General features: G+C 52.5%; 24 protein-coding genes and 5 pseudogenes. 16 read left to right on the forward strand and 13 right to left on the reverse strand.

Going from position 1 to position 23,116, the window contains the following annotated elements; all coding sequences use genetic code 11:
* Positions 1 to 23: 23 nt before the first annotated feature.
* From ACIH2S_RS03140 to ACIH2S_RS03150, 3 genes and pseudogenes are all read right to left on the reverse strand, one after another.
* Positions 24 to 1,311 (reverse strand): annotated as a pseudogene (locus ACIH2S_RS03140) (ISL3 family transposase).
* 21 nt (positions 1,312 to 1,332) lie between these two features.
* On the reverse strand, positions 1,333 to 1,845 hold the full coding sequence (gene lspA, locus ACIH2S_RS03145) for a signal peptidase II (RefSeq protein ID WP_003821921.1): 513 nt from the start codon (positions 1,843 to 1,845) through the stop codon (positions 1,333 to 1,335).
* A gap of 3 nt (positions 1,846 to 1,848) precedes the next feature.
* Positions 1,849 to 2,745 carry a cation transporter gene (locus tag ACIH2S_RS03150; protein WP_071192896.1) on the reverse strand — a complete coding sequence of 299 codons (897 nt, stop codon included), beginning with the start codon at positions 2,743 to 2,745 and terminating at the stop codon, positions 1,849 to 1,851.
* Between the two features lie 95 nt (positions 2,746 to 2,840).
* On the opposite strand from ACIH2S_RS03150, the gene cadR (ACIH2S_RS03155) reads away from it, so the two are divergent.
* Positions 2,841 to 3,248: a Cd(II)/Pb(II)-responsive transcriptional regulator gene (gene cadR, locus ACIH2S_RS03155; protein WP_053409935.1), complete on the forward strand. Its 408-nt coding sequence runs from the start codon at positions 2,841 to 2,843 to the stop codon at positions 3,246 to 3,248.
* A 463-nt stretch (positions 3,249 to 3,711) separates the two neighbouring features.
* Here the strand turns inward: cadR (ACIH2S_RS03155) and ACIH2S_RS03160 are convergent.
* From ACIH2S_RS03160 to tet(C), 4 genes and pseudogenes are all read right to left on the reverse strand, one after another.
* Positions 3,712 to 3,981 (reverse strand): annotated as a pseudogene (locus tag ACIH2S_RS03160) (site-specific recombinase); the annotation flags it as partial.
* 11 nt (positions 3,982 to 3,992) lie between these two features.
* On the reverse strand, positions 3,993 to 4,184 hold the full coding sequence (locus tag ACIH2S_RS03165; RefSeq protein ID WP_009873362.1) for a hypothetical protein: 192 nt from the start codon (positions 4,182 to 4,184) through the stop codon (positions 3,993 to 3,995).
* Positions 4,185 to 4,188: 4 nt separating this feature from the next.
* On the reverse strand, positions 4,189 to 4,527 hold the full coding sequence (locus tag ACIH2S_RS03170; protein ID WP_002310911.1) for a hypothetical protein: 339 nt from the start codon (positions 4,525 to 4,527) through the stop codon (positions 4,189 to 4,191).
* On the reverse strand, positions 4,431 to 5,621 hold the full coding sequence (gene tet(C) / locus ACIH2S_RS03175; RefSeq protein WP_053409934.1) for a tetracycline efflux MFS transporter Tet(C): 1,191 nt from the start codon (positions 5,619 to 5,621) through the stop codon (positions 4,431 to 4,433). The genes ACIH2S_RS03170 and tet(C) overlap by 97 nt, the downstream gene beginning before the upstream one ends.
* Before the next feature lie 92 nt (positions 5,622 to 5,713).
* On the opposite strand from tet(C), the gene tetR(C) reads away from it, so the two are divergent.
* The 3 genes from tetR(C) (at position 5,714) to ACIH2S_RS03190 (ending at position 7,910) form a co-directional block, all read left to right on the forward strand.
* Complete coding sequence (tetR(C), locus tag ACIH2S_RS03180; RefSeq protein WP_001038045.1) at positions 5,714 to 6,373, forward strand: tetracycline resistance transcriptional repressor TetR(C); 660 nt, start codon at positions 5,714 to 5,716, stop codon at positions 6,371 to 6,373.
* Between the two features lie 67 nt (positions 6,374 to 6,440).
* Positions 6,441 to 6,674 (forward strand): hypothetical protein, encoded by a 234-nt coding sequence (locus tag ACIH2S_RS03185; RefSeq protein ID WP_240774974.1) that lies wholly within the window; start codon positions 6,441 to 6,443, stop codon positions 6,672 to 6,674.
* A 531-nt stretch (positions 6,675 to 7,205) separates the two neighbouring features.
* Positions 7,206 to 7,910 (forward strand): IS6-like element IS26 family transposase, encoded by a 705-nt coding sequence (locus ACIH2S_RS03190; protein WP_001067855.1) that lies wholly within the window; start codon positions 7,206 to 7,208, stop codon positions 7,908 to 7,910.
* Between the two features lie 189 nt (positions 7,911 to 8,099).
* On the opposite strand, the gene ACIH2S_RS03195 is transcribed toward ACIH2S_RS03190, so the two are convergent.
* Positions 8,100 to 8,915, reverse strand: coding sequence for an aminoglycoside O-phosphotransferase APH(3')-Ia (locus ACIH2S_RS03195; protein WP_000018329.1), 816 nt, complete (start codon positions 8,913 to 8,915; stop codon positions 8,100 to 8,102).
* Between the two features lie 129 nt (positions 8,916 to 9,044).
* Between ACIH2S_RS03195 and ACIH2S_RS03200 the strand changes: the two genes are divergently transcribed.
* A complete protein-coding gene (locus ACIH2S_RS03200; RefSeq protein WP_001067855.1) occupies positions 9,045 to 9,749 on the forward strand; it encodes an IS6-like element IS26 family transposase in 705 nt (234 codons plus the stop codon).
* A 52-nt stretch (positions 9,750 to 9,801) separates the two neighbouring features.
* Here ACIH2S_RS03200 and intI1 read toward each other — a convergent pair.
* Positions 9,802 to 10,599, reverse strand: a pseudogene (intI1, locus tag ACIH2S_RS03205) (class 1 integron integrase IntI1); the annotation flags it as partial.
* Between the two features lie 157 nt (positions 10,600 to 10,756).
* Between intI1 and dfrA32 the strand changes: the two are divergent.
* The 3 genes and pseudogenes from dfrA32 (at position 10,757) to ACIH2S_RS03220 (ending at position 13,566) form a co-directional block, all read left to right on the forward strand.
* Complete coding sequence (gene dfrA32 / locus ACIH2S_RS03210; protein WP_032084013.1) at positions 10,757 to 11,230, forward strand: trimethoprim-resistant dihydrofolate reductase DfrA32; 474 nt, start codon at positions 10,757 to 10,759, stop codon at positions 11,228 to 11,230.
* A gap of 192 nt (positions 11,231 to 11,422) precedes the next feature.
* Positions 11,423 to 12,643, forward strand: coding sequence for an EreA family erythromycin esterase (gene ere(A) / locus ACIH2S_RS03215; protein ID WP_032084014.1), 1,221 nt, complete (start codon positions 11,423 to 11,425; stop codon positions 12,641 to 12,643).
* 84 nt (positions 12,644 to 12,727) lie between these two features.
* A pseudogene (locus ACIH2S_RS03220) lies at positions 12,728 to 13,566 on the forward strand (AadA family aminoglycoside 3''-O-nucleotidyltransferase).
* Positions 13,567 to 13,698: 132 nt separating this feature from the next.
* On the opposite strand, the pseudogene ACIH2S_RS03225 reads toward ACIH2S_RS03220, so the two are convergent.
* The 3 genes and pseudogenes from ACIH2S_RS03225 to ACIH2S_RS03235 form a co-directional block, all read right to left on the reverse strand.
* Positions 13,699 to 14,988, reverse strand: a pseudogene (locus ACIH2S_RS03225) (ISL3-like element ISPpu12 family transposase).
* Positions 14,989 to 15,009: 21 nt separating this feature from the next.
* On the reverse strand, positions 15,010 to 15,522 hold the full coding sequence (lspA, locus tag ACIH2S_RS03230; protein ID WP_003821921.1) for a signal peptidase II: 513 nt from the start codon (positions 15,520 to 15,522) through the stop codon (positions 15,010 to 15,012).
* A 3-nt stretch (positions 15,523 to 15,525) separates the two neighbouring features.
* On the reverse strand, positions 15,526 to 16,422 hold the full coding sequence (locus ACIH2S_RS03235) for a cation transporter (RefSeq protein WP_071192896.1): 897 nt from the start codon (positions 16,420 to 16,422) through the stop codon (positions 15,526 to 15,528).
* A 95-nt stretch (positions 16,423 to 16,517) separates the two neighbouring features.
* Here ACIH2S_RS03235 and cadR (ACIH2S_RS03240) point away from each other — a divergent pair, with 95 nt between their 5' ends.
* Positions 16,518 to 16,925: a Cd(II)/Pb(II)-responsive transcriptional regulator gene (gene cadR, locus ACIH2S_RS03240; protein WP_053409935.1), complete on the forward strand. Its 408-nt coding sequence runs from the start codon at positions 16,518 to 16,520 to the stop codon at positions 16,923 to 16,925.
* A 229-nt stretch (positions 16,926 to 17,154) separates the two neighbouring features.
* Here the strand turns inward: cadR (ACIH2S_RS03240) and ACIH2S_RS03245 are convergent, their stop codons facing one another.
* Positions 17,155 to 17,757, reverse strand: a complete 603-nt coding sequence (locus tag ACIH2S_RS03245) for a hypothetical protein (RefSeq protein ID WP_048608523.1) — start codon at positions 17,755 to 17,757, stop codon at positions 17,155 to 17,157.
* Between the two features lie 366 nt (positions 17,758 to 18,123).
* Here ACIH2S_RS03245 and ACIH2S_RS03250 point away from each other — a divergent pair, with 366 nt between their 5' ends.
* From ACIH2S_RS03250 to ACIH2S_RS03280, 7 genes are all read left to right on the forward strand, one after another.
* Positions 18,124 to 18,450: a hypothetical protein gene (locus ACIH2S_RS03250; RefSeq protein ID WP_048608521.1), complete on the forward strand. Its 327-nt coding sequence runs from the start codon at positions 18,124 to 18,126 to the stop codon at positions 18,448 to 18,450.
* Between the two features lie 15 nt (positions 18,451 to 18,465).
* On the forward strand, positions 18,466 to 18,885 hold the full coding sequence (locus tag ACIH2S_RS03255) for a single-stranded DNA-binding protein (RefSeq protein WP_012368368.1): 420 nt from the start codon (positions 18,466 to 18,468) through the stop codon (positions 18,883 to 18,885).
* 79 nt (positions 18,886 to 18,964) lie between these two features.
* Entirely contained in the window at positions 18,965 to 19,783 is an 819-nt protein-coding gene (gene bet / locus ACIH2S_RS03260; protein ID WP_000414662.1) for a phage recombination protein Bet, read from the forward strand.
* Positions 19,784 to 19,865: 82 nt separating this feature from the next.
* Positions 19,866 to 20,009, forward strand: coding sequence for a hypothetical protein (locus tag ACIH2S_RS03265; RefSeq protein WP_015066581.1), 144 nt, complete (start codon positions 19,866 to 19,868; stop codon positions 20,007 to 20,009).
* A 60-nt stretch (positions 20,010 to 20,069) separates the two neighbouring features.
* Complete coding sequence (locus ACIH2S_RS03270; RefSeq protein ID WP_024015926.1) at positions 20,070 to 21,086, forward strand: YqaJ viral recombinase family protein; 1,017 nt, start codon at positions 20,070 to 20,072, stop codon at positions 21,084 to 21,086.
* 209 nt (positions 21,087 to 21,295) lie between these two features.
* On the forward strand, positions 21,296 to 22,255 hold the full coding sequence (locus ACIH2S_RS03275; RefSeq protein ID WP_024015927.1) for an AAA family ATPase: 960 nt from the start codon (positions 21,296 to 21,298) through the stop codon (positions 22,253 to 22,255).
* The gene (locus ACIH2S_RS03280; protein ID WP_053410253.1) at positions 22,255 to 23,022 is read left to right on the forward strand and encodes a hypothetical protein; all 768 of its coding nucleotides are present in this window, start codon (positions 22,255 to 22,257) and stop codon (positions 23,020 to 23,022) included. Before ACIH2S_RS03275 ends, ACIH2S_RS03280 begins: the two co-directional genes overlap by 1 nt.
* Positions 23,023 to 23,116: the final 94 nt, after the last annotated feature.

Consider the following 23,116-nt stretch of genomic DNA (forward strand, 5'->3'; position numbering starts at 1 on the left):
ACCCCACCAACCTGATACCACCCTCAGATGGTTGATAGATCGACCCCGTAGTTGAGTTCCTCTGCGAAGTCCGGCAGTCCGTAACCGATGGTTTTCTTGTAGAACGGAGAGACCTTCGCAGTCGGAGCCTTCTTCTTGTGCTTCGTAGTGTAGAGCATTCGTGCCCGCATCACCTCGAAGGAGTAACCTCGCCCTTCACGGTTCTTGTCCTTGGCCAGTCGGTTGATGGACTCCGTGTAAGCATTGGTGACGGGCATGTCCGTCTCGAAGTAGGTCATGATCTCTTCGCGCCAGTTGCCCACAGCCCTGACCAGATCGCTCCAGACTTCCTTCTGGCCCTTCGGAATGGTGGCTATCCAGTCGTCCAGGGCGGTTTCTGCCTGGGGTCGTGTGGTGGCGTCCCAGATGCCGTAAAAGCGTTCCTTGTGCTCGTAGGCGGCCAGCAGTTGCGGGAATGCGCCTGTCCAGGTCTCCATGATGAAGCGTTCCCGGTCTGAGACTTCGTGAGCGCGTTTCAGCAGGATTTTCCGGTCTCCCTTGAGAGTCCGGCTCTGGGACGGTTTCAGCTCCTTTCTGGAGCCCTTGCGCACTCTCTAGGGCATCGTTGGCCATGCGCACCACATGGAACTTATCGACCACGATACGGGCCTGGGGCAGCACAGCCTTGACCGCTGCCCGGTAGGGGTTCCACATGTCCATGCTGACGATCTCGACCTTCTGCCGGTCTTTCAGCTTCATCAGGTAGTTGGTCACCACGTCCTGGCGGCGGGTGGCCAGCAGGTCGAGCAGGGTTCGCTCCTCAATGTTGGTCAGAATGCAGCGGTAGCGCTTGTTCAGGTATAGCTCGTCAATGCCCAGGATGCGGGGCGTCTCGAAGCGGTGCCAGCGCCCCAGGAACTCGGCGCGGGCGTTGAAGATGTCGCGCACCGTCTTCTCGTCCAGGCCGGTCTGTGCCGCCACAAAGGTGTAGGGGTGGTTGAAGGATTCCTTCTCCACGTACTCATGCAGCCGCAGTGTCATACGGAATCCGTCCACCATCTCCGGTAGCTAGGGCCTGAATGTTGTCTTGCAGGCCCGGCAGGTGTATCGGCGGCGGACCACCCAGAGAGTGACCCGCTTGCTGTGGATGGGCAGATCACGATAGGGAACGTCACGCTTGCCGAACCGTACGAACTCACCCTGCACGCCGCATTCCTCGCAGGCGATGGGATCGGGCACGTCCACCTGGAAGTGCATTTCGTCGTCGGTTGATTTGCAGCCCAGTACTTGGTATTGCGGCAGGTGAAGGATGTTGTCGGGAAGTTCGGTCATGGTGTTGTATAGGCGTAGGTGTCAGTCAGATCCATCCGACTCGGCATTGGTGTTTGCTTTTTTACCCAACAAGCTGCTGGAAACGAAAAGTAAGGCACCGAGGACAATTGCAATATCAGCCAGGTTGAAGGCCGGCCAATGCCAGTCTCGCCAATAGAAATCAAAGGAATCCACAACATAGCCGCGAAAGACCCGGTCAATCAGGTTGCCCATGGCGCCACCGAGGATAAGACTGTAAGCGATGGCTTCTCCTTTATGACGATTTTCAAGGATCAGCTTGATCAGAAAAATCGAGACCACTACCGCGATTCCGATAAAAAAGTAGCGCTGCCAGCCTCCACCATTCGCAAAAAGACTGAATGCGGCACCGGTGTTCCATAGGTGCACCCAGTTAAAGAACGGGGTCACCGAAACATACTCGCCATAGGCCATTGATTGCTGCACCAGCCACTTTACAGCCTGATCAGACGCTGCCAGCAGGCCCGATATGGACAATAGGGCATACGGCGAGAGCTTTTTGCCAATAATGAGCATTATTTAACCCTTCAACGCCAAAATGCGTCTGGCACCGTTAAGTACAATGCCCCCCGCGATGGTGCCGATAATCAGATCCGGATAATTGGACCCGGTCCACGCGACCAGGGCGCCGGCGGTGATGACCCCCAGGTTGATCACCACGTCGTTGGCCGAGAATATCCAGCTTGCCTTCATGTGCGCCCCGCCTTCCCGATGTTTGGATATGAGCAGCAGACAACTGGTATTGGCAATCAATGCGACGAATGCGATAGCCATCATCACCAGCGATTCAGGCTCACTACCGAATACAAAGCGCCTCACGACCTCTACGAGTACGCCAACAGCCAAAACCAGTTGGACCACACCAGCAACGTGCGCAACACGGACCTGCCTTTTCACGCTATGCCCAACCGCATAAAGAGCGAGTCCGTACACTGCCGCATCAGCAAAATTGTCCAGGGACTCTGCAATGAGGCCAGTTGACTGAGCCATCAGACCGGCAGTAATTTCCACCACGAACAGAAGTGCATTGATGCCGAGCAACCAGCGCAGGGTCCCGGATTCTTGCTTAGCAGAAGCTGCCGAAAACTCGGCGGCCTTGATGGTCTCCGGATTTGCAGCGACGGTTTCCTGAAGCGAGGCGCCTAGCCCCAAGGTCTTCAGTTTCGAGGTGACGGGCTCGACCTCGCCGTCATGCACGACCTTCAGCCGGCGGTTCGACAAGTCGAAGGACAGCGCCCGAATCTCCTCAAAGCCGTTCAGGGCTAGGCGAATCATTCGTTCTTCTGATGGACAGTCCATCTTCGGCACGGCATAAACACTGACCCATCTCCCTGGCGCCTCGGAGGAGGCCTGTATATCGGTATCCGCTGCGGACGTTGCATCACCGCCACAGGCGCCACCACAGGATTTGCTCATGATACGACTCCACTTGAACAATGTTGTGGTACCATTTAAAACTATAAAGCTACTATAAGGTCAATAGAGTAAAGAATCCGTTGGGGAGGAGGCTGATGCGCATTGGTCAGTTGGCGCAGTTGGTAGGGGTCGAAACACAGACGATCCGCTTCTATGAACAGCAGGGCTTGTTGCCGCCGCCTGATCGGCAGGACAACGGTTACCGTGTCTATACCGAGAAGCATGGTGAGGGGCTGGCCTTCATCCGTCGCTGCAGAATCCTGGGCCTGTCACTGGCTGAGGTTCACGAACTACAGAGCTATCAGGACGACCCTCATCAGCCTTGTACCGCCGTCAACGCCTTGCTCGATGATCACATCTCTCATGTGCGGTCGCAGATAACCGCTCTGCAAGCGCTTGAGAAACAACTCGTTTCACTGAGAGCGAGTTGCAACGATGACCGGGAAGTTGAGGCGTGTGGGGTTCTTGCTGGAATTAGCGAAGGAAACATGCACCAGCAGTAGGTGAAGCATCAACCAGATAATCCGATGAGATGCCGGTCTGTCTCACTCTCATGCAAAGGTAAGATCAACCATTTAATCCGCTTACCCTGAAATGTAAGGCCTTTGAATAAGACAAAAGGCTGCCTCATCGCTAACTTTGCAACAGTGCCCCTGCGTGCGCTGCTGCCATGTCCACTACCTGACGCCGGTGATGGTGATGGCCTCGCCGGAGCGGGAATTTCTTAACCTCGACGAATTTAGACGATCGGCGGGCGAGGGGATGTCGTGGCAAGGTCCGCCTTGCGCTGCTCCGCAAGGGCGACACCAGCGGGTTCGTCGGCGGCCACGCCTAGCGCGACCGCAACCAAGCGTCGAAAAAGTATACGCTCGTCACCCGCCGTCTCCTGTGCTGAGAGTCTCAGGCCGATCGGCCGGCAGGGCTCAATGTCAGCAAACGCGTGATGAGCGGTGGCCTTCAACAGTGATAAGGCGGCACCAGAGAAAAATCACTCAGGGTCAATGCCAGCGCTTCGTTAATACAGATGTAGGTGTTCCACAGGGTAGCCAGCAGCATCCTGCGATGCAGATCCGGAACATAATGGTGCAGGGCGCTGACTTCCGGTGCCAGCAGATATTTTGGCAGTTTGCCTTGGATCAGAGCCATCTGACGCAGGGCTAGTGCAGCCGGATAGTCAATAGCTACCGGCAGCGGTGCGGACTGTTGTAACTCAGAATAAGAAATGAGGCCGCTCATGGCGTTGACTCTCAGTCATAGTATCGTGGTATCACCGGTTGGTTCCACTCTCTGTTGCGGGCAACTTCAGCAGCACGTAGGGGACTTCCGCGTTTCCAGACTTTACGAAACACGGAAACCGAAGACCATTCATGTTGTTGCTCAGGTCGCAGACGTTTTGCAGCAGCAGTCGCTTCACGTTCGCTCGCGTATCGGTGATTCATTCTGCTAACCAGTAAGGCAACCCCGCCAGCCTAGCCGGGTCCTCAACGACAGGAGCACGATCATGCGCACCCGTGGCCAGGACCCAACGCTGCCCGAGATGCGCCGCGTGCGGCTGCTGGAGATGGCGGACGCGATGGATATGTTCTGCCAAGGGTTGGTTTGCGCATTCACAGTTCTCCGCAAGAATTGATTGGCTCCAATTCTTGGAGTGGTGAATCCGTTAGCGAGGTGCCGCCGGCTTCCATTCAGGTCGAGGTGGCCCGGCTCCATGCACCGCGACGCAACGCGGGGAGGCAGACAAGGTATAGGGCGGCGCCTACAATCCATGCCAACCCGTTCCATGTGCTCGCCGAGGCGGCATAAATCGCCGTGAAGATCAGCGGTCCAATGATCGAAGTTAGGCTGGTAAGAGCCGCGAGCGATCCTTGAAGCTGTCCCTGATGGTCGTCATCTACCTGCCTGGACAGCATGGCCTGCAACGCGGGCATCCCGATGCCGCCGGAAGCGAGAAGAATCATAATGGGGAAGGCCATCCAGTCTCGCGTCGCGAACGCCAGCAAGACGTAGCCCAGCGCGTCGGCCGCCATGCCGGCGATAATGGCCTGCTTCTCGCCGAAACGTTTGGTGGCGGGACCAGTGACGAAGGCTTGAGCGAGGGCGTGCAAGATTCCGAATACCGCAAGCGACAGGCCGATCATCGTCGCGCTCCAGCGAAAGCGGTCCTCGCCGAAAATGACCCAGAGCGCTGCCGGCACCTGTCCTACGAGTTGCATGATAAAGAAGACAGTCATAAGTGCGGCGACGATAGTCATGCCCCGCGCCCACCGGAAGGAGCTGACTGGGTTGAAGGCTCTCAAGGGCATCGGTCGACGCTCTCCCTTATGCGACTCCTGCATTAGGAAGCAGCCCAGTAGTAGGTTGAGGCCGTTGAGCACCGCCGCCGCAAGGAATGGTGCATGCAAGGAGATGGCGCCCAACAGTCCCCCGGCCACGGGGCCTGCCACCATACCCACGCCGAAACAAGCGCTCATGAGACCGAAGTGGCGAGCCCGATCTTCCCCATCGGTGATGTCGGCGATATAGGCGCCAGCAACCGCACCTGTGGCGCCGGTGATGCCGGCCACGATGCGTCCGGCGTAGAGGATCCACAGGACGGGTGTGGTCGCCATGATCGCGTAGTCGATAGTGGCTCCAAGTAGCGAAGCGAGCAGGACTGGGCGGCGGCCAAAGCGGTCGGACAGTGCTCCGAGAACGGGTGCGCATAGAAATTGCATCAACGCATATAGCGCTAGCAGCACGCCATAGTGACTGGCGATGCTGTCGGAATGGACGATATCCCGCAAGAGGCCCGGCAGTACCGGCATAACCAAGCCTATGCCTACAGCATCCAGGGTGACGGTGCCGAGGATGACGATGAGCGCATTGTTAGATTTCATACACGGTGCCTGACTGCGTTAGCAATTTAACTGTGATAAACTACCGCATTAAAGCTTATCGATGATAAGCTGTCAAACATGAGAATTCGCGAATGAACAAGCTCCAACGCGAGGCCGTGATCCGAACCGCGCTCGAACTGCTTAACGACGTGGGCATGGAAGGTCTAACGACGCGCCGACTGGCTGAGCGCCTCGGGGTGCAACAGCCAGCGCTCTACTGGCATTTCAAGAACAAGCGTGCGTTGCTCGACGCACTTGCCGAAGCCATGCTGACGATAAATCACACGCATTCGACGCCAAGGGATGACGACGACTGGCGTTCGTTCCTGAAGGGCAATGCATGCAGTTTTCGACGGGCGTTGCTCGCTTATCGCGATGGCGCGCGTATTCATGCCGGGACGCGGCCAGCCGCGCCGCAGATGGAAAAAGCCGACGCGCAGCTTCGCTTCCTTTGCGATGCTGGCTTTTCGGCAGGTGACGCGACCTATGCGTTGATGGCAATCAGCTACTTCACCGTCGGCGCTGTTCTTGAGCAGCAAGCTAGCGAGGCAGACGCCGAGGAGCGGGGCGAAGATCAGTTGACCACCTCAGCGTCTACGATGCCGGCGCGCCTACAGAGCGCGATGAAAATCGTCTACGAAGGCGGTCCGGACGCGGCATTCGAGCGAGGCCTGGCTCTCATCATCGGCGGTCTTGAAAAAATGAGGCTCACTACGAACGACATTGAGGTGCTGAAGAATGTTGACGAATGACAGGGGGCGGCAGGTGCGGAGGGCGCGGTTGCTTCGTCATATGAAGCAAAGTCACCTAGCTGAATTAATGGGTGTGGATCAGGCAACCGTGTCGCGCTGGGAGCGGGGCACCCTTGCATTGTCGGATGGGAGGTGGTCAGCGGTTCTTCAATTGCTTACCGGGCCTTCCGATTCATCGTACGACGCTGCGCTGAAGCGTCTGGTGCAATCCTCCGCCCACAAAGTCCATCTGGTAGCGACCGGACACATTGTTTGCTCGCGGCATCTCCGGCCAGGCAAAGGGAATTGCGGATTGACCTAGCCGAACTCCTTGGTAAATCGCTGCGTGTTTATGCGTCCCCGAGATAGTTGCGGCCGACTCTGCGCTTAATGGGCTCGGTTGGCATGAGGGGCGGCTGGGGTCACTCGAGGTGGATACCGGCCCGAACTGGAGCGAGGAACTTCCATACTGCCAAGGCGAATGCTGTGGGAGCGCATCATGCTCGCTGATGGTAGCCCGGCACTACTTGTTACCACCACAGCTTAATGCGAAGGGTGCTCCTGTTCTTGTGCATATTTTATGCGCTGCTGATTGTGCATCGAACTGATAACCTCAACGGGTCTGCTTTGTAGTTCACCACACCCCTGACGCGCGCGTGCCGGATAAGCAGAACTATGGTGCCGATGGATGTCAGGAACACTCGGCCTGGTTCGTAACTAGGTCGTCCTGCGCGATCCTGCGGCTAGGGCCGGAATCGTGCTCGCCAGTCAGGCGCTGATGAAGCCTATGGGCACTGTTGCAAATAGTCGGTGGTGATAAACTTATCATCCCCTTTTGCTGATGGAGCTGCACATGAACCCATTCAAAGGCCGGCATTTTCAGCGTGACATCATTCTGTGGGCCGTACGCTGGTACTGCAAATACGGCATCAGTTACCGTGAGCTGCAGGAGATGCTGGCTGAACGCGGAGTGAATGTCGATCACTCCACGATTTACCGCTGGGTTCAGCGTTATGCGCCTGAAATGGAAAAACGGCTGCGCTGGTACTGGCGTAACCCTTCCGATCTTTGCCCGTGGCACATGGATGAAACCTACGTGAAGGTCAATGGCCGCTGGGCGTATCTGTACCGGGCCGTCGACAGCCGGGGCCGCACTGTCGATTTTTATCTCTCCTCCCGTCGTAACAGCAAAGCTGCATACCGGTTTCTGGGTAAAATCCTCAACAACGTGAAGAAGTGGCAGATCCCGCGATTCATCAACACGGATAAAGCGCCCGCCTATGGTCGCGCGCTTGCTCTGCTCAAACGCGAAGGCCGGTGCCCGTCTGACGTTGAACACCGACAGATTAAGTACCGGAACAACGTGATTGAATGCGATCATGGCAAACTGAAACGGATAATCGGCGCCACGCTGGGATTTAAATCCATGAAGACGGCTTACGCCACCATCAAAGGTATTGAGGTGATGCGTGCACTACGCAAAGGCCAGGCCTCAGCATTTTATTATGGTGATCCCCTGGGCGAAATGCGCCTGGTAAGCAGAGTTTTTGAAATGTAAGGCCTTTGAATAAGACAAAAGGCTGCCTCATCGCTAACTTTGCAACAGTGCCAATTTATGAGTAAAGGATTATGTCCACGATAAGCACCTGGGTCGATTCCTGGGAGGCGGCCATGAGGGTAGGGAAGCGCCGTCCCGTCAAGTCAGCGTAATGCTCTGCCAGTGTTACAACCAATTAACCAATTCTGATTAGAAAAACTCATCGAGCATCAAATGAAACTGCAATTTATTCATATCAGGATTATCAATACCATATTTTTGAAAAAGCCGTTTCTGTAATGAAGGAGAAAACTCACCGAGGCAGTTCCATAGGATGGCAAGATCCTGGTATCGGTCTGCGATTCCGACTCGTCCAACATCAATACAACCTATTAATTTCCCCTCGTCAAAAATAAGGTTATCAAGTGAGAAATCACCATGAGTGACGACTGAATCCGGTGAGAATGGCAAAAGCTTATGCATTTCTTTCCAGACTTGTTCAACAGGCCAGCCATTACGCTCGTCATCAAAATCACTCGCATCAACCAAACCGTTATTCATTCGTGATTGCGCCTGAGCGAGACGAAATACGCGATCGCTGTTAAAAGGACAATTACAAACAGGAATCGAATGCAACCGGCGCAGGAACACTGCCAGCGCATCAACAATATTTTCACCTGAATCAGGATATTCTTCTAATACCTGGAATGCTGTTTTCCCGGGGATCGCAGTGGTGAGTAACCATGCATCATCAGGAGTACGGATAAAATGCTTGATGGTCGGAAGAGGCATAAATTCCGTCAGCCAGTTTAGTCTGACCATCTCATCTGTAACATCATTGGCAACGCTACCTTTGCCATGTTTCAGAAACAACTCTGGCGCATCGGGCTTCCCATACAATCGATAGATTGTCGCACCTGATTGCCCGACATTATCGCGAGCCCATTTATACCCATATAAATCAGCATCCATGTTGGAATTTAATCGCGGCCTCGAGCAAGACGTTTCCCGTTGAATATGGCTCATAACACCCCTTGTATTACTGTTTATGTAAGCAGACAGTTTTATTGTTCATGATGATATATTTTTATCGGCACTGTTTCAAATAGTCGGTGGTGATAAACTTATCATCCCCTTTTGCTGATGGAGCTGCACATGAACCCATTCAAAGGCCGGCATTTTCAGCGTGACATCATTCTGTGGGCCGTACGCTGGTACTGCAAATACGGCATCAGTTACCGTGAGCTGCAGGAGATGCTGGCTGAACGCGGAGTGAATGTCGATCACTCCACGATTTACCGCTGGGTTCAGCGTTATGCGCCTGAAATGGAAAAACGGCTGCGCTGGTACTGGCGTAACCCTTCCGATCTTTGCCCGTGGCACATGGATGAAACCTACGTGAAGGTCAATGGCCGCTGGGCGTATCTGTACCGGGCCGTCGACAGCCGGGGCCGCACTGTCGATTTTTATCTCTCCTCCCGTCGTAACAGCAAAGCTGCATACCGGTTTCTGGGTAAAATCCTCAACAACGTGAAGAAGTGGCAGATCCCGCGATTCATCAACACGGATAAAGCGCCCGCCTATGGTCGCGCGCTTGCTCTGCTCAAACGCGAAGGCCGGTGCCCGTCTGACGTTGAACACCGACAGATTAAGTACCGGAACAACGTGATTGAATGCGATCATGGCAAACTGAAACGGATAATCGGCGCCACGCTGGGATTTAAATCCATGAAGACGGCTTACGCCACCATCAAAGGTATTGAGGTGATGCGTGCACTACGCAAAGGCCAGGCCTCAGCATTTTATTATGGTGATCCCCTGGGCGAAATGCGCCTGGTAAGCAGAGTTTTTGAAATGTAAGGCCTTTGAATAAGACAAAAGGCTGCCTCATCGCTAACTTTGCAACAGTGCCTTCTACGGCACGTTTGAAGGCGCGCTGAAAGGTCTGGTCATACATGTGATGGCGACGCACGACACCGCTCCGTGGATCGGTCGAATGCGTGTGCTGCGCAAAAACCCAGAACCACGGCCAGGAATGCCCGGCGCGCGGATACTTCCGCTCAAGGGCGTCGGGAAGCGCAACGCCGCTGCGGCCCTCGGCCTGGTCCTTCAGCCACCATGCCCGTGCACGCGACAGCTGCTCGCGCAGGCTGGGTGCCAAGCTCTCGGGTAACATCAAGGCCCGATCCTTGGAGCCCTTGCCCTCCCGCACGATGATCGTGCCGTGATCGAAATCCAGATCCTTGACCCGCAGTTGCAAACCCTCACTGATCCGCATGCCCGTTCCATACAGAAGCTGGGCGAACAAACGATGCTCGCCTTCCAGAAAACCGAGGATGCGAACCACTTCATCCGGGGTCAGCACCACCGGCAAGCGCCGCGACGGCCGAGGTCTTCCGATCTCCTGAAGCCAGGGCAGATCCGTGCACAGCACCTTGCCGTAGAAGAACAGCAAGGCCGCCAATGCCTGACGATGCGTGGAGACCGAAACCTTGCGCTCGTTCGCCAGCCAGGACAGAAATGCCTCGACTTCGCTGCTGCCCAAGGTTGCCGGGTGACGCACACCGTGGAAACGGATGAAGGCACGAACCCAGTGGACATAAGCCTGTTCGGTTCGTAAACTGTAATGCAAGTAGCGTATGCGCTCACGCAACTGGTCCAGAACCTTGACCGAACGCAGCGGTGGTAACGGCGCAGTGGCGGTTTTCATGGCTTGTTATGACTGTTTTTTTGTACAGTCTATGCCTCGGGCATCCAAGCAGCAAGCGCGTTACGCCGTGGGTCGATGTTTGATGTTATGGAGCAGCAACGATGTTACGCAGCAGGGCAGTCGCCCTAAAACAAAGTTAGCCATATCGGGAGTTAAATTGAAAATTTCATTGATTTCTGCAGTGTCAGAAAATGGCGTAATCGGTAGTGGTCCTGATATTCCGTGGTCAGCAAAAGGTGAGCAGCTAATCTTTAAGGCGCTCACATACAATCAGTGGCTTCTTGTTGGAAGGAAAACATTTGACTCTATGGGAGTTCTTCCAAATCGCAAATATGCAGTAGTGTCAAAGAATGGAATTTCAGGGTCAAATGAAAACGTCTTGGTTTTTCCTTCAATAGAAAATGCTTTGCAAGAACTATCTAAAATTACAGATCATGTATATATTTCGGGTGGGGGGCAAATCTATGAAAGCCTTATTGAAAAAGCAGATATAATTCATCTATCTACTATTCATGTTGAGGTTGAAGGTGATATTAAATTCCCTATATTACCTGAAGGTTTCAACTTGGTTTTTGAACAGTTTTTTGTGTCTAATATAAATTATACATATCAAATTTGGAAAAAAGGCTAACAAGTCGTTGCAGCACCAGTCGCTCCGCTCCTTGGACAGTTTTTAAGTTGTGGTTTTATGGTTTTGCTGCGCAAAAATATTCCATAAAACCACAACTTAAAAACTGCCGCTGAACTCGGCGTTATGCTGTGACCCGGGTTGTTGGCGAAGCGAACGTATGGCGATTAAAGTAATAAACGCAAAGGTAAAATAATGACGTGGAGAACGACCAGAACACTTTTACAGCCTCAAAATCTGGACTTCAATGAGTTTGAGATTCTTACTTCCGTAATTGAGGGCGCCCGAATTGTCGGCATTGGCGAGGGCGCTCATTTTGTCGCGGAGTTTTCACTGGCTAGAGCAAGTCTTATCCGCTATTTGGTCGAAAGGCATGATTTTAATGCGATTGGTTTGGAATGTGGGGCGATTCAGGCATCCCGGTTATCTGAATGGCTCAACTCAACAGCCGGTGCTCATGAACTTGAGCGATTTTCGGATACCCTGACCTTTTCTGTGTATGGCTCAGTGCTGATCTGGCTGAAATCATATCTCCGCGAATCAGGAAGAAAACTGCAGTTAGTCGGAATCGACTTACCCAACACCCTGAACCCAAGGGACGACCTAGCGCAATTGGCCGAAATTATCCAGCTCATCGATCACCTCATGAAACCGCACGTTGATATGCTGACTCACTTGTTGGCGTCCATTGATGGCCAGTCGGCGGTTATTTCATCGGCAAAATGGGGGGAGCTAGAAACGGCTCGGCAGGAGAAAGCTATCTCAGGGGTAACCAGATTGAAGCTCCGCTTGGCGTCGCTTGCCCCTGTACTGAAAAAACACGTCAACAGCGATTTGTTCCGAAAAGCCTCTGATCGAATAGAATCGATAGAGTATACGTTGGAAACCTTGCGTATAATGAAAACTTTCTTCGATGGTACCTCTCTTGAGGGAGATACTTCCGTACGTGACTCGTATATGGCGGGCGTAGTAGATGGAATGGTTCGAGCGAATCCGGATGTGAAGATAATTCTGCTGGCGCACAACAATCATTTACAAAAAACCCCAGTCTCCTTTTCAGGCGAGCTTACGGCTGTTCCCATGGGGCAGCACCTCGCAGAGAGGGTGAATTACCGTGCGATTGCATTCACCCATCTTGGACCCACCGTGCCGGAAATGCATTTCCCATCGCCCGACAGTCCTCTTGGATTCTCTGTTGTGACCACGCCTGCCGATGCAATCCGTGAGGATAGTATGGAACAGTATGTCATCGACGCCTGTGGTACGGAGAATTCATGTCTGACATTGACAGATGCCCCCATGGAAGCAAAGCGAATGCGGTCTCAAAGCGCCTCTGTAAAAACGAAATTGAGCGAGGCATTTGATGCCATCGTCTGTGTTCCAAGCGCCGGCAAGGACAGCCTAGTTGCCCTATAGGAAACCGGAAATGAAAATGAGGGAGCATAACCTGCGAATCCACCGGACGGTTTTCAACCGCCGGTGATCAGCGCGTTAGACATCATGAGGGTAGCGGTGACCATCGAAATTTCGAACCAACTATCAGAGGTGCTAAGCGTCATTGAGCGCCATCTGGAATCAACGTTGCTGGCCGTGCATTTGTACGGCTCCGCAGTGGATGGCGGCCTGAAGCCATACAGCGATATTGATTTGTTGGTTACTGTGGCCGTAAAGCTTGATGAAACGACGCGGCGAGCATTGCTCAATGACCTTATGGAGGCTTCGGCTTTCCCTGGCGAGAGCGAGACGCTCCGCGCTATAGAAGTCACCCTTGTCGTGCATGACGACATCATCCCGTGGCGTTATCCGGCTAAGCGCGAGCTGCAATTTGGAGAATGGCAGCGCAATGACATTCTTGCGGGTATCTTCGAGCCAGCCATGATCGACATTGATCTAGCTATCCTGCTTACAAAAGCAAGAGAACATAGCGTTGCCTTGGTAGGTCCGGCAGCGGAGGAATTCTTTGACCCGGTTCCTGAACAGGATCTATTCGAGGCGCTGAGGGAAACCTTGAAGCTATGGAACTCGCAGCCCGACTGGGCCGGCGATGAGCGAAATGTAGTGCTTACGTTGTCCCGCATTTGGTACAGCGCAATAACCGGCAAAATCGCGCCGAAGGATGTCGCTGCCGACTGGGCAATAAAACGCCTACCTGCCCAGTATCAGCCCGTCTTACTTGAAGCTAAGCAAGCTTATCTGGGACAAAAAGAAGATCACTTGGCCTCACGCGCAGATCACTTGGAAGAATTTATTCGCTTTGTGAAAGGCGAGATCATCAAGTCAGTTGGTAAATGATGTCTAACAATTCGTTCAAGCCGACCGCGCTACGCGCGGCGGCTTAACTCCGGCGTTAGATGCACTAAGCACATAATTGCTCACAGCCAAACTATCAGGTCAAGTCTGCTTTTATTATTTTGGGTATACGGATTTAATGGTTGATGGGGCACCTTCACCCCATCAATCTGATACCACCCTCAGATGGTTGATAGATCCACTCCGTAGTTGAGTTCCTCTGCGAAGTCCGGCAGTCCGTAACCGATGGTTTTCTTGTAGAAAGGAGAGACCTTCGCAGTCGGTGCCTTCTTCTTGTGCTTCGTGGTGTAGAGCATTCGTGCCCGCATCACCTCGAAGGAGTAACCGCGCCCTTCACGGTTCTTGTCCTTGGCCAGTCGGTTGATGGACTCCGTGTAAGCGTTGGTGACGGGCATGTCCGTCTCGAAGTAGGTCATGGTCTCTTCGCGCCAGTTTCCCACTGCCCTGACCAGATCGCTCCAGACTTCCTTTTGGCCCTTCGGGATGGTGGCTATCCACTCGTCCAGGGCGGCTTCTGCCTGGAGCCGTGTGGTGGCGTCCCAGATGCCGTAGAAGCGCTCCTTGTGCTCGTAGGCGGCCAGCAGTTGCGGGAACGCGCCTGTCCAGGTCTCCATGATGAGGCGCTCCCGGTCTGAGACTTCGTGAGCGCGTTTCAGCAGGATTTTCCGGTCTCCCTTGAGAGTCCGGCTCTGGGACGGTTTCAGCTCCTTTCTGAGGCCCTTGCGCACTCTCTCTAGGGCATCGTTGGCCATGCGCACCACATGGAACTTATCGACCACGATACGGGCCTGGGGCAGCACAGCCTTGACCGCTGCCCGGTAGGGGTTCCACATGTCCATGCTGACGATCTCGACCTTCTGCCGGTCTTTCAGCTTCATCAGGTAGTTGGTCACCACGTCCTGGCGGCGGGTGGCCAGCAGGTCGAGCAGGGTTCGCTCCTCAATGTTGGTCAGAATGCAGCGGTAGCGCTTGTTCAGGTATAGCTCGTCAATGCCCAGGATGCGGGGCGTCTCGAAGCGGTGCCAGCGCCCCAGGAACTCGGCGCGGGCGTTGAAGATGTCGCGCACCGTCTTCTCGTCCAGGCCGGTCTGTGCCGCCACAAAGGTGTAGGGGTGGTTGAAGGATTCCTTCTCCACGTACTCATGCAGCCGCAGTGTCATACGGAATCCGTCCACCATCTCCGGTAGCTAGGGCCTGAATGTTGTCTTGCAGGCCCGGCAGGTGTATCGGCGGCGGACCACCCAGAGAGTGACCCGCTTGCTGTGGATGGGCAGATCACGATAGGGAACGTCACGCTTGCCGAACCGTACGAACTCACCCTGCACGCCGCATTCCTCGCAGGCGATGGGATCGGGCACGTCCACCTGGAAGTGCATTTCGTCGTCGGTTGATTTGCAGCCCAGTACTTGGTATTGCGGCAGGTGAAGGATGTTGTCGGGAAGTTCGGTCATGGTGTTGTATAGGCGTAGGTGTCAGTCAGATCCATCCGACTCGGCATTGGTGTTTGCTTTTTTACCCAACAAGCTGCTGGAAACGAAAAGTAAGGCACCGAGGACAATTGCAATATCAGCCAGGTTGAAGGCCGGCCAATGCCAGTCTCGCCAATAGAAATCAAAGGAATCCACAACATAGCCGCGAAAGACCCGGTCAATCAGGTTGCCCATGGCGCCACCGAGGATAAGACTGTAAGCGATGGCTTCTCCTTTATGACGATTTTCAAGGATCAGCTTGATCAGAAAAATCGAGACCACTACCGCGATTCCGATAAAAAAGTAGCGCTGCCAGCCTCCACCATTCGCAAAAAGACTGAATGCGGCACCGGTGTTCCATAGGTGCACCCAGTTAAAGAACGGGGTCACCGAAACATACTCGCCATAGGCCATTGATTGCTGCACCAGCCACTTTACAGCCTGATCAGACGCTGCCAGCAGGCCCGATATGGACAATAGGGCATACGGCGAGAGCTTTTTGCCAATAATGAGCATTATTTAACCCTTCAACGCCAAAATGCGTCTGGCACCGTTAAGTACAATGCCCCCCGCGATGGTGCCGATAATCAGATCCGGATAATTGGACCCGGTCCACGCGACCAGGGCGCCGGCGGTGATGACCCCCAGGTTGATCACCACGTCGTTGGCCGAGAATATCCAGCTTGCCTTCATGTGCGCCCCGCCTTCCCGATGTTTGGATATGAGCAGCAGACAACTGGTATTGGCAATCAATGCGACGAATGCGATAGCCATCATCACCAGCGATTCAGGCTCACTACCGAATACAAAGCGCCTCACGACCTCTACGAGTACGCCAACAGCCAAAACCAGTTGGACCACACCAGCAACGTGCGCAACACGGACCTGCCTTTTCACGCTATGCCCAACCGCATAAAGAGCGAGTCCGTACACTGCCGCATCAGCAAAATTGTCCAGGGACTCTGCAATGAGGCCAGTTGACTGAGCCATCAGACCGGCAGTAATTTCCACCACGAACAGAAGTGCATTGATGCCGAGCAACCAGCGCAGGGTCCCGGATTCTTGCTTAGCAGAAGCTGCCGAAAACTCGGCGGCCTTGATGGTCTCCGGATTTGCAGCGACGGTTTCCTGAAGCGAGGCGCCTAGCCCCAAGGTCTTCAGTTTCGAGGTGACGGGCTCGACCTCGCCGTCATGCACGACCTTCAGCCGGCGGTTCGACAAGTCGAAGGACAGCGCCCGAATCTCCTCAAAGCCGTTCAGGGCTAGGCGAATCATTCGTTCTTCTGATGGACAGTCCATCTTCGGCACGGCATAAACACTGACCCATCTCCCTGGCGCCTCGGAGGAGGCCTGTATATCGGTATCCGCTGCGGACGTTGCATCACCGCCACAGGCGCCACCACAGGATTTGCTCATGATACGACTCCACTTGAACAATGTTGTGGTACCATTTAAAACTATAAAGCTACTATAAGGTCAATAGAGTAAAGAATCCGTTGGGGAGGAGGCTGATGCGCATTGGTCAGTTGGCGCAGTTGGTAGGGGTCGAAACACAGACGATCCGCTTCTATGAACAGCAGGGCTTGTTGCCGCCGCCTGATCGGCAGGACAACGGTTACCGTGTCTATACCGAGAAGCATGGTGAGGGGCTGGCCTTCATCCGTCGCTGCAGAATCCTGGGCCTGTCACTGGCTGAGGTTCACGAACTACAGAGCTATCAGGACGACCCTCATCAGCCTTGTACCGCCGTCAACGCCTTGCTCGATGATCACATCTCTCATGTGCGGTCGCAGATAACCGCTCTGCAAGCGCTTGAGAAACAACTCGTTTCACTGAGAGCGAGTTGCAACGATGACCGGGAAGTTGAGGCGTGTGGGGTTCTTGCTGGAATTAGCGAAGGAAACATGCACCAGCAGTAGGTGAAGCATCAACCAGATAATCCGATGAGATGCCGGTCTGTCTCACTCTCATGCAAAGGTAAGATCAACCATTTAATCCGCTTACCCTAAAGAAAGTAACGAAAAAATTAGTTCTATTCATGTAGCTTGGCCAAAAATGACAGTTAAATTCATTTTAATGATTTTGATAGAAAATACAGCAAGATGAAGAGCCCCTTCGAGAGGGGCTGGTTGATGGGAGCCTAGTTGGCTAGTTGGCGGGGTTATCTGTTTCCTCTTCAGTGATATCGTCATCGGTTGAAGGCACCGCTTGCTCAACTTCTGCTTCTTTACCCTTAGCTTGGGCTGATTTTCGTGCTCGAATTTCGATATCAATAATGCGTCGTGCAAGTTTGATAATGCGCTGTTGCCATGCGTAGTTGCCATCAACGCGTTGCTTGTTGCTAAGCACGCTAGACAACCAGAGAGTGTCCATTGAGATCATTAACGCATCGAGTTTGCGCACTAAGCCGACAAACTGGCCAACCTGAGGCGAGCTTATTTTGGCGTTGAAGGTAATCGGGTCGGTGTAGTCAGGTACTTCATCGATACCGTTGGACTCCATCAATTTGTCTAAACGAGCTTGTTCGTTGTCTACCGCCTTAGCGCAATCCTCGATCAACTGGCTAATGATCTGTTCCACTTCATCAATTTCGTTCTCATCGCCGATGATGCGCAGGATGACATCGATTCCGTAAAGCGCACTGACCGTCCGTCTAAAAACACGGTCAACGACACGTTGCGCCTGTAAGCTATTAATTGTGAATGATTGTTCAAAGATGGGTTTTGAGTAATTGGGTCTTGCTTGGGCCATAAGTTTGCTCCTGATATGACAATAATCAGTCCCTAGCCTAATCCTCTGTGCGGTAATGGCCTTTCAGCTAGGTGGAAGAATTGAGCATCTTTCTAACTATCCTGTCTGGATAAGACGGTTACACTGACTATCAAATATTGCTGATCTGTTTCAGTGATATCTGCGCCTGAGAGCATGAGCTCAAAGGAAGCCCGCCGCTGAGTTTTCTCAGTGGTACTAAGAGGTAGCTAGCCTCCTTAAACAAATAGCCTGCATGTTTTTACATGCGCAACCATGCGTTCCTTACGGTTCGCCTTTTCACCACCCAACTGGGGGAGTTTTCCCCAGTTGGGGTGACTCCTTCACAACCAAATTAAGGAGTCACCAATGGAATATATCTTCGGATTTATTATCCAAATCGCAGGCATTATGTTGCTTGCAAAACTGAGCTGGTCGCTTTTGCGATTACTTGCTCGTCAAACCGTGCGCCCGTTTCGATTTGTACTTACTCAAATCAAGCGATTGCTCACACCAACATCAAAACGTCGTCCAATGGCAGTGCCTAAAGCTCCTGGTATGCCCCGTTTGACATCTGCGTTTTACAAAGAGCCACATCAGTACGACATGGCTTTACTCGAAATACCAACCTATCTGCGTCGTCAGTCTTCTTTGCCCAGTCGGGTAGAAGCAACTGTGTGCACAGAGTTCAACTAAGACGAGGAGAACATCATGAAAAACCAAGTAACACTCATAGGCTACGTTGGCTCTGAGCCAGAGACGCGAGCCTATCCATCAGGTGATTTAGTGACCAGCATTTCACTGGCCACTTCTGAGAAATGGCGCGACCGTCAATCCAATGAGCTCAAAGAGCATACGGAATGGCATCGGGTCGTTTTTCGAGATCGTGGTGGATTTAAGTTAGGGCTAAGAGCAAAAGATTTGATCCAAAAAGGAGCGAAGCTTTTTGTTCAAGGGCCTCAGCGCACGCGCTCATGGGAGAAAGATGGCATTAAGCATCGATTGACCGAAGTGGACGCGGATGAGTTTCTGCTTCTTGATAGTGTGAACAAAGCATCTGAGCCATCACCGGCGGATGATGCGAGCTCCCAAGCTAATTGGGCACAAACTTATCCTGAACCAGATTTTTAACCGAGCGATAACGCTTTAACCCAGCCGGGAGTACTTTCCCGTCAGGGGCAGACTCCCACTTTGATTGTCGGAGTCCATAATGGAAAAACCAAAGCTAATCCAACGCTTTGCTGAGCGCTTTAGTGTCGATCCAAACAAGTTGTTCGATACCCTAAAAGCAACAGCATTCAAGCAACGTGACGGTAGTGCACCGACCAATGAGCAGATGATGGCGCTCTTGGTGGTTGCAGATCAGTACGGTTTGAACCCTTTCACCAAAGAGATTTTTGCGTTCCCTGATAAACAAGCTGGGATTATCCCAGTGGTAGGTGTCGATGGATGGTCTCGCATCATCAATCAACACGACCAGTTTGATGGCATGGAGTTCAAGACTTCAGAAAACAAAGTCTCACTGGATGGCGCGAAAGAATGCCCTGAATGGATGGAATGCATCATCTATCGGCGCGACCGTTCGCACCCAGTCAAAATCACTGAGTATCTGGATGAAGTCTATCGACCGCCTTTTGAAGGTAATGGCAAAAATGGCCCTTACCGTGTAGATGGTCCATGGCAGACGCACACTAAGCGAATGCTAAGACATAAATCCATGATCCAGTGTTCCCGCATTGCGTTTGGCTTTGTGGGAATTTTCGATCAAGACGAAGCGGAGCGAATTATCGAAGGCCAAGCAACACACGTTGTTGAGCCATCTGTGATTCCACCCGAGCAAGTTGATGATCGAACCCGAGGGCTTGTTTACAAGCTTATCGAGCGGGCGGAAGCTTCAAACGCTTGGAATAGTGCATTGGAATATGCCAATGAACATTTTCAAGGTGTTGAGCTGACGTTTGCGAAGCAAGAAATCTTTAATGCTCAGCAACAAGCAGCCAAAGCGCTCACACAGCCTTTAGCTTCTTAGCGCCACGCATTCATTTTACTAACCCTGGCGGGATTATTCTCCCGTCAGGGGGAAGGTCTCGTCTTTTTTTTGGAGATCTTCCATGACTAAATCAGCCTCACTTTTTCGCTTGGTATTGGTTGTTGCCCTTGTCTTAGGTTCGATTCAAGCCGGTAAAGCGGCAATTGATTCGGTTCAAGCAAGTGTTGTTCAGCACCAAACAGCGTTAGCACAAGCTGCAAAGTAACCACTTAACCCTGAAGGGGAGTTCTCTCCTTCAGGGGAGTCTCCCTTCAAAGGAGGCAATATGAAGGTTATCGACCTATCACAACGTACTCCTGCATGGCACCAGTGGCGCATTGCAGGGGTTACGGCATCTGAAGCCCCAATTATTATGGGGCGTTCACCCTACAAAACACCTTGGCGATTATGGGCAGAAAAAACCGGATTCGTATTACCGGAAGACCTGTCGAATAATCCAAATGTGCTTCGTGGTATAAGGTTGGAGCCTCAAGCAAGGCGAGCATTTGAGAATGCGCATAATGACTTTCTTCTGCCGTCATGTGCAGAAGCCGATCATAACGCAATCTTTCGAGCCAGCTTTGATGGCATCAACGATGCGGGCGAACCCGTTGAACTGAAATGTCCTTGCCAGTCAGTTTTTGAGGATGTGCAAGCTCACCGAGAACAAAGCGAGGCGTACCAGTTGTATTGGGTGCAAGTACAGCATCAAATACTGGTCGCCAATAGCACGCGAGGTTGGTTGGTTTTCTATTTTGAGGATCAACTGATTGAGTTTGAAATACAGCGAGACGCGGCGTTCTTAACTGAGTTGCAAGAAACAGCGCTTCAGTTTTGGGAGTTAGTACAGACCAAAAAAGAGCCGTCAAAATGCCCTGAGCAAGATTGTTTTGTTCCCAAGGGTGAAGCCCAATACCGTTGGACATCGCTGTCTCGACAGTATTGCTCAGCACATGCCGAAGTGGTCCGACTGGAAAATCACATTAAATCTTTGAAAGAGGAAATGCGAGACGCCCAGTCAAAATTGGTCGCCATGATGGGTAACTACGCTCATGCCGACTATGCTGGGGTCAAACTCAGCCGCTACATGATGGCGGGCACGGTGGACTATAAGCAATTGGCCACCGATAAGTTAGGCGAGCTGGATGAACAGGTTTTAGCCGCTTACCGAAAAGCGCCACAAGAGCGGTTGCGCATTAGCACCAATAAGCCAGAGCAGCCCGTTGAAACACCAATCAAAATCAGTCTTGAGCAAGATAACTTGGTTCTGCCAGGTGACTCGCCGAGCTCATTTTACTTTTAACGTTCACTTGGAGCCGATTTCGGCTCCTTTCTCATGCGCTTACATCGAGTGCATCAGAAAGCAGTTTCACTCGTAGCCAATGCTGGGTACGAATGATAGAGCGAGCTGAACTCTTACATACACAGCCATACCACAATCAACACACCACCCGACGGGGACTTCATTCCCTGTTGGGGCATGGGGCCTCGTTAAAACTAATGAGGTTTACCATGACAGAACAATCCCCATTTTTGGTTCAAGTGAATCAAGCGTTTAATGTCCCGGCTCCTGATGCTTTCGTTCTGGAAGGATTTAGTGCCGACACTACCCATCCAAACATTCCCGTTCGCAAGGACGAGTATGTTTTTAGAAAAGAAGACTTACGTGACGTATTGGCGTTCTTGTCTCACCCAGACGGTGACGGTTTGTATATTACAGGCCCCACTGGATGCGGTAAGACCTCGCTAATTTGCCAAGTTGCTTCTCGATTGAATTGGCCTGTTCAGCAAATTACTGCGCACGGTCGATTGGAGTTGTCCGATCTTATCGGTCACCACACACTGGTTAATGGCAACATGACCTTTGTGTATGGGCCGCTGGCACTGGCTGTCAAGCATGGCCATTTGCTGATCATTAATGAAATGGATCTTGCTGAGCCTGCTGAACTGGCTGGGCTCAATGACATTTTGGAAGGTGCCCCGTTGGTCATCGCACAAAATGGCGGTGAGATCATCATGCCACATACCAAGTTTCGTTTTATCGCTACCGGCAACAGTGCGGGCAGCGGTGACCAAACGGGCTTGTATCAAGGTGTGCTCCAACAGAATTTGGCTTTTCTTGATCGCTTTAGAATCATCGAAGCGACCTATGCAGAGCCTTCTGTAGAGGAAGCCATTCTGGAGAACGTTGCGCCGGGCTTGCCAGAAGTCTTTCGCCAAAAAATGGTGAAAGTGGCTGGTGACATTCGTCGTCTCTTTATTGGGGGCGCGGATGGTGGTGCTGAGCTTAGTATCACTATGTCCACTCGGACCTTGGTGCGCTGGGCAAAGTTAACACTTGCTTTTAAAGGCGCTCCTAACGCAGTGGAGTATGCACTGGTTCGGTCTTTGACGGCTCGTGCTGAGTTGGAGCAACGAGAAGCCATTCACCGTATTGCCGCTGATGTCTTCGGTGACCATTGGGAGGATTGATGATGGATAAGTGCTTTGCTCTTTACCGTTACCGTCATTCTGATGGGACAGCCAAAGAATGGGCCATTTACGTTGGATCGGATACCCAGGAGATTGAAGTTCGGTTTGGAAAAGCCGGTCAATTGTCGCAGCAGCGATTGATTGATTCGACTGATCCTAACGCTGAAGCAGACCGACGAATCAATGAGAAAATCAACAAGGGTTATCGATTGGTTGGACAAGTCGGCATTGATCATCAAGGGCGGCCATTTGAACTCTCAAATGCGCTAGATAGTGTCGCGTGCGTCAATAACGTCAGTTGGGAGTTTCGTACTCGCAAGGACGTCAATGGCCAAATATCGCTGGCGAAAAAAGCGTTGTTCGATATGGCAAAGCTGCTTGAAGCCTATGGCTTGGCTGTTATTGATGATAACCAAGTCAGGATTGGAGAATGGTCATTAGGGTTTTGCAAAAGCGGATTACCTAGTACCAATCAAATCAGCATGGTGTCAGGTGAAGGCGCTGGCATTGTTAACACTGATGATGGCCCGTGGCCATTGTTGCTGTTACTGGCTTTTAAGCGTCAATTACCACCACTGTGTTCGCTCACAGTAGCGAGTCCTGAAGGGATAGAAGTATCCGACCAACTGAAGTTGGAAAAAGATGTATTGCGGTTGCTAGGCAGTGATTTAGAGCGGGTTCGCCCGATAGCTGAAGCACTGGACTTAATGCCTGTGAAAATCGATCTCAACCAATCGTCGCCTGATTCGCAAAATTACTATTTCTGATAGTGGTATTGCCATTAGCGCGTCAACTACTACCACCCAAACGGGGGCCATTGCTCCTGTTGGGAGTGGTGCGTCCCCATCTCGCATGAGGATG

This window comes from Providencia lanzhouensis, assembly GCF_050469745.1.
GTDB classification, from domain to species: Bacteria; Pseudomonadota; Gammaproteobacteria; order Enterobacterales; family Enterobacteriaceae; genus Providencia; species Providencia lanzhouensis.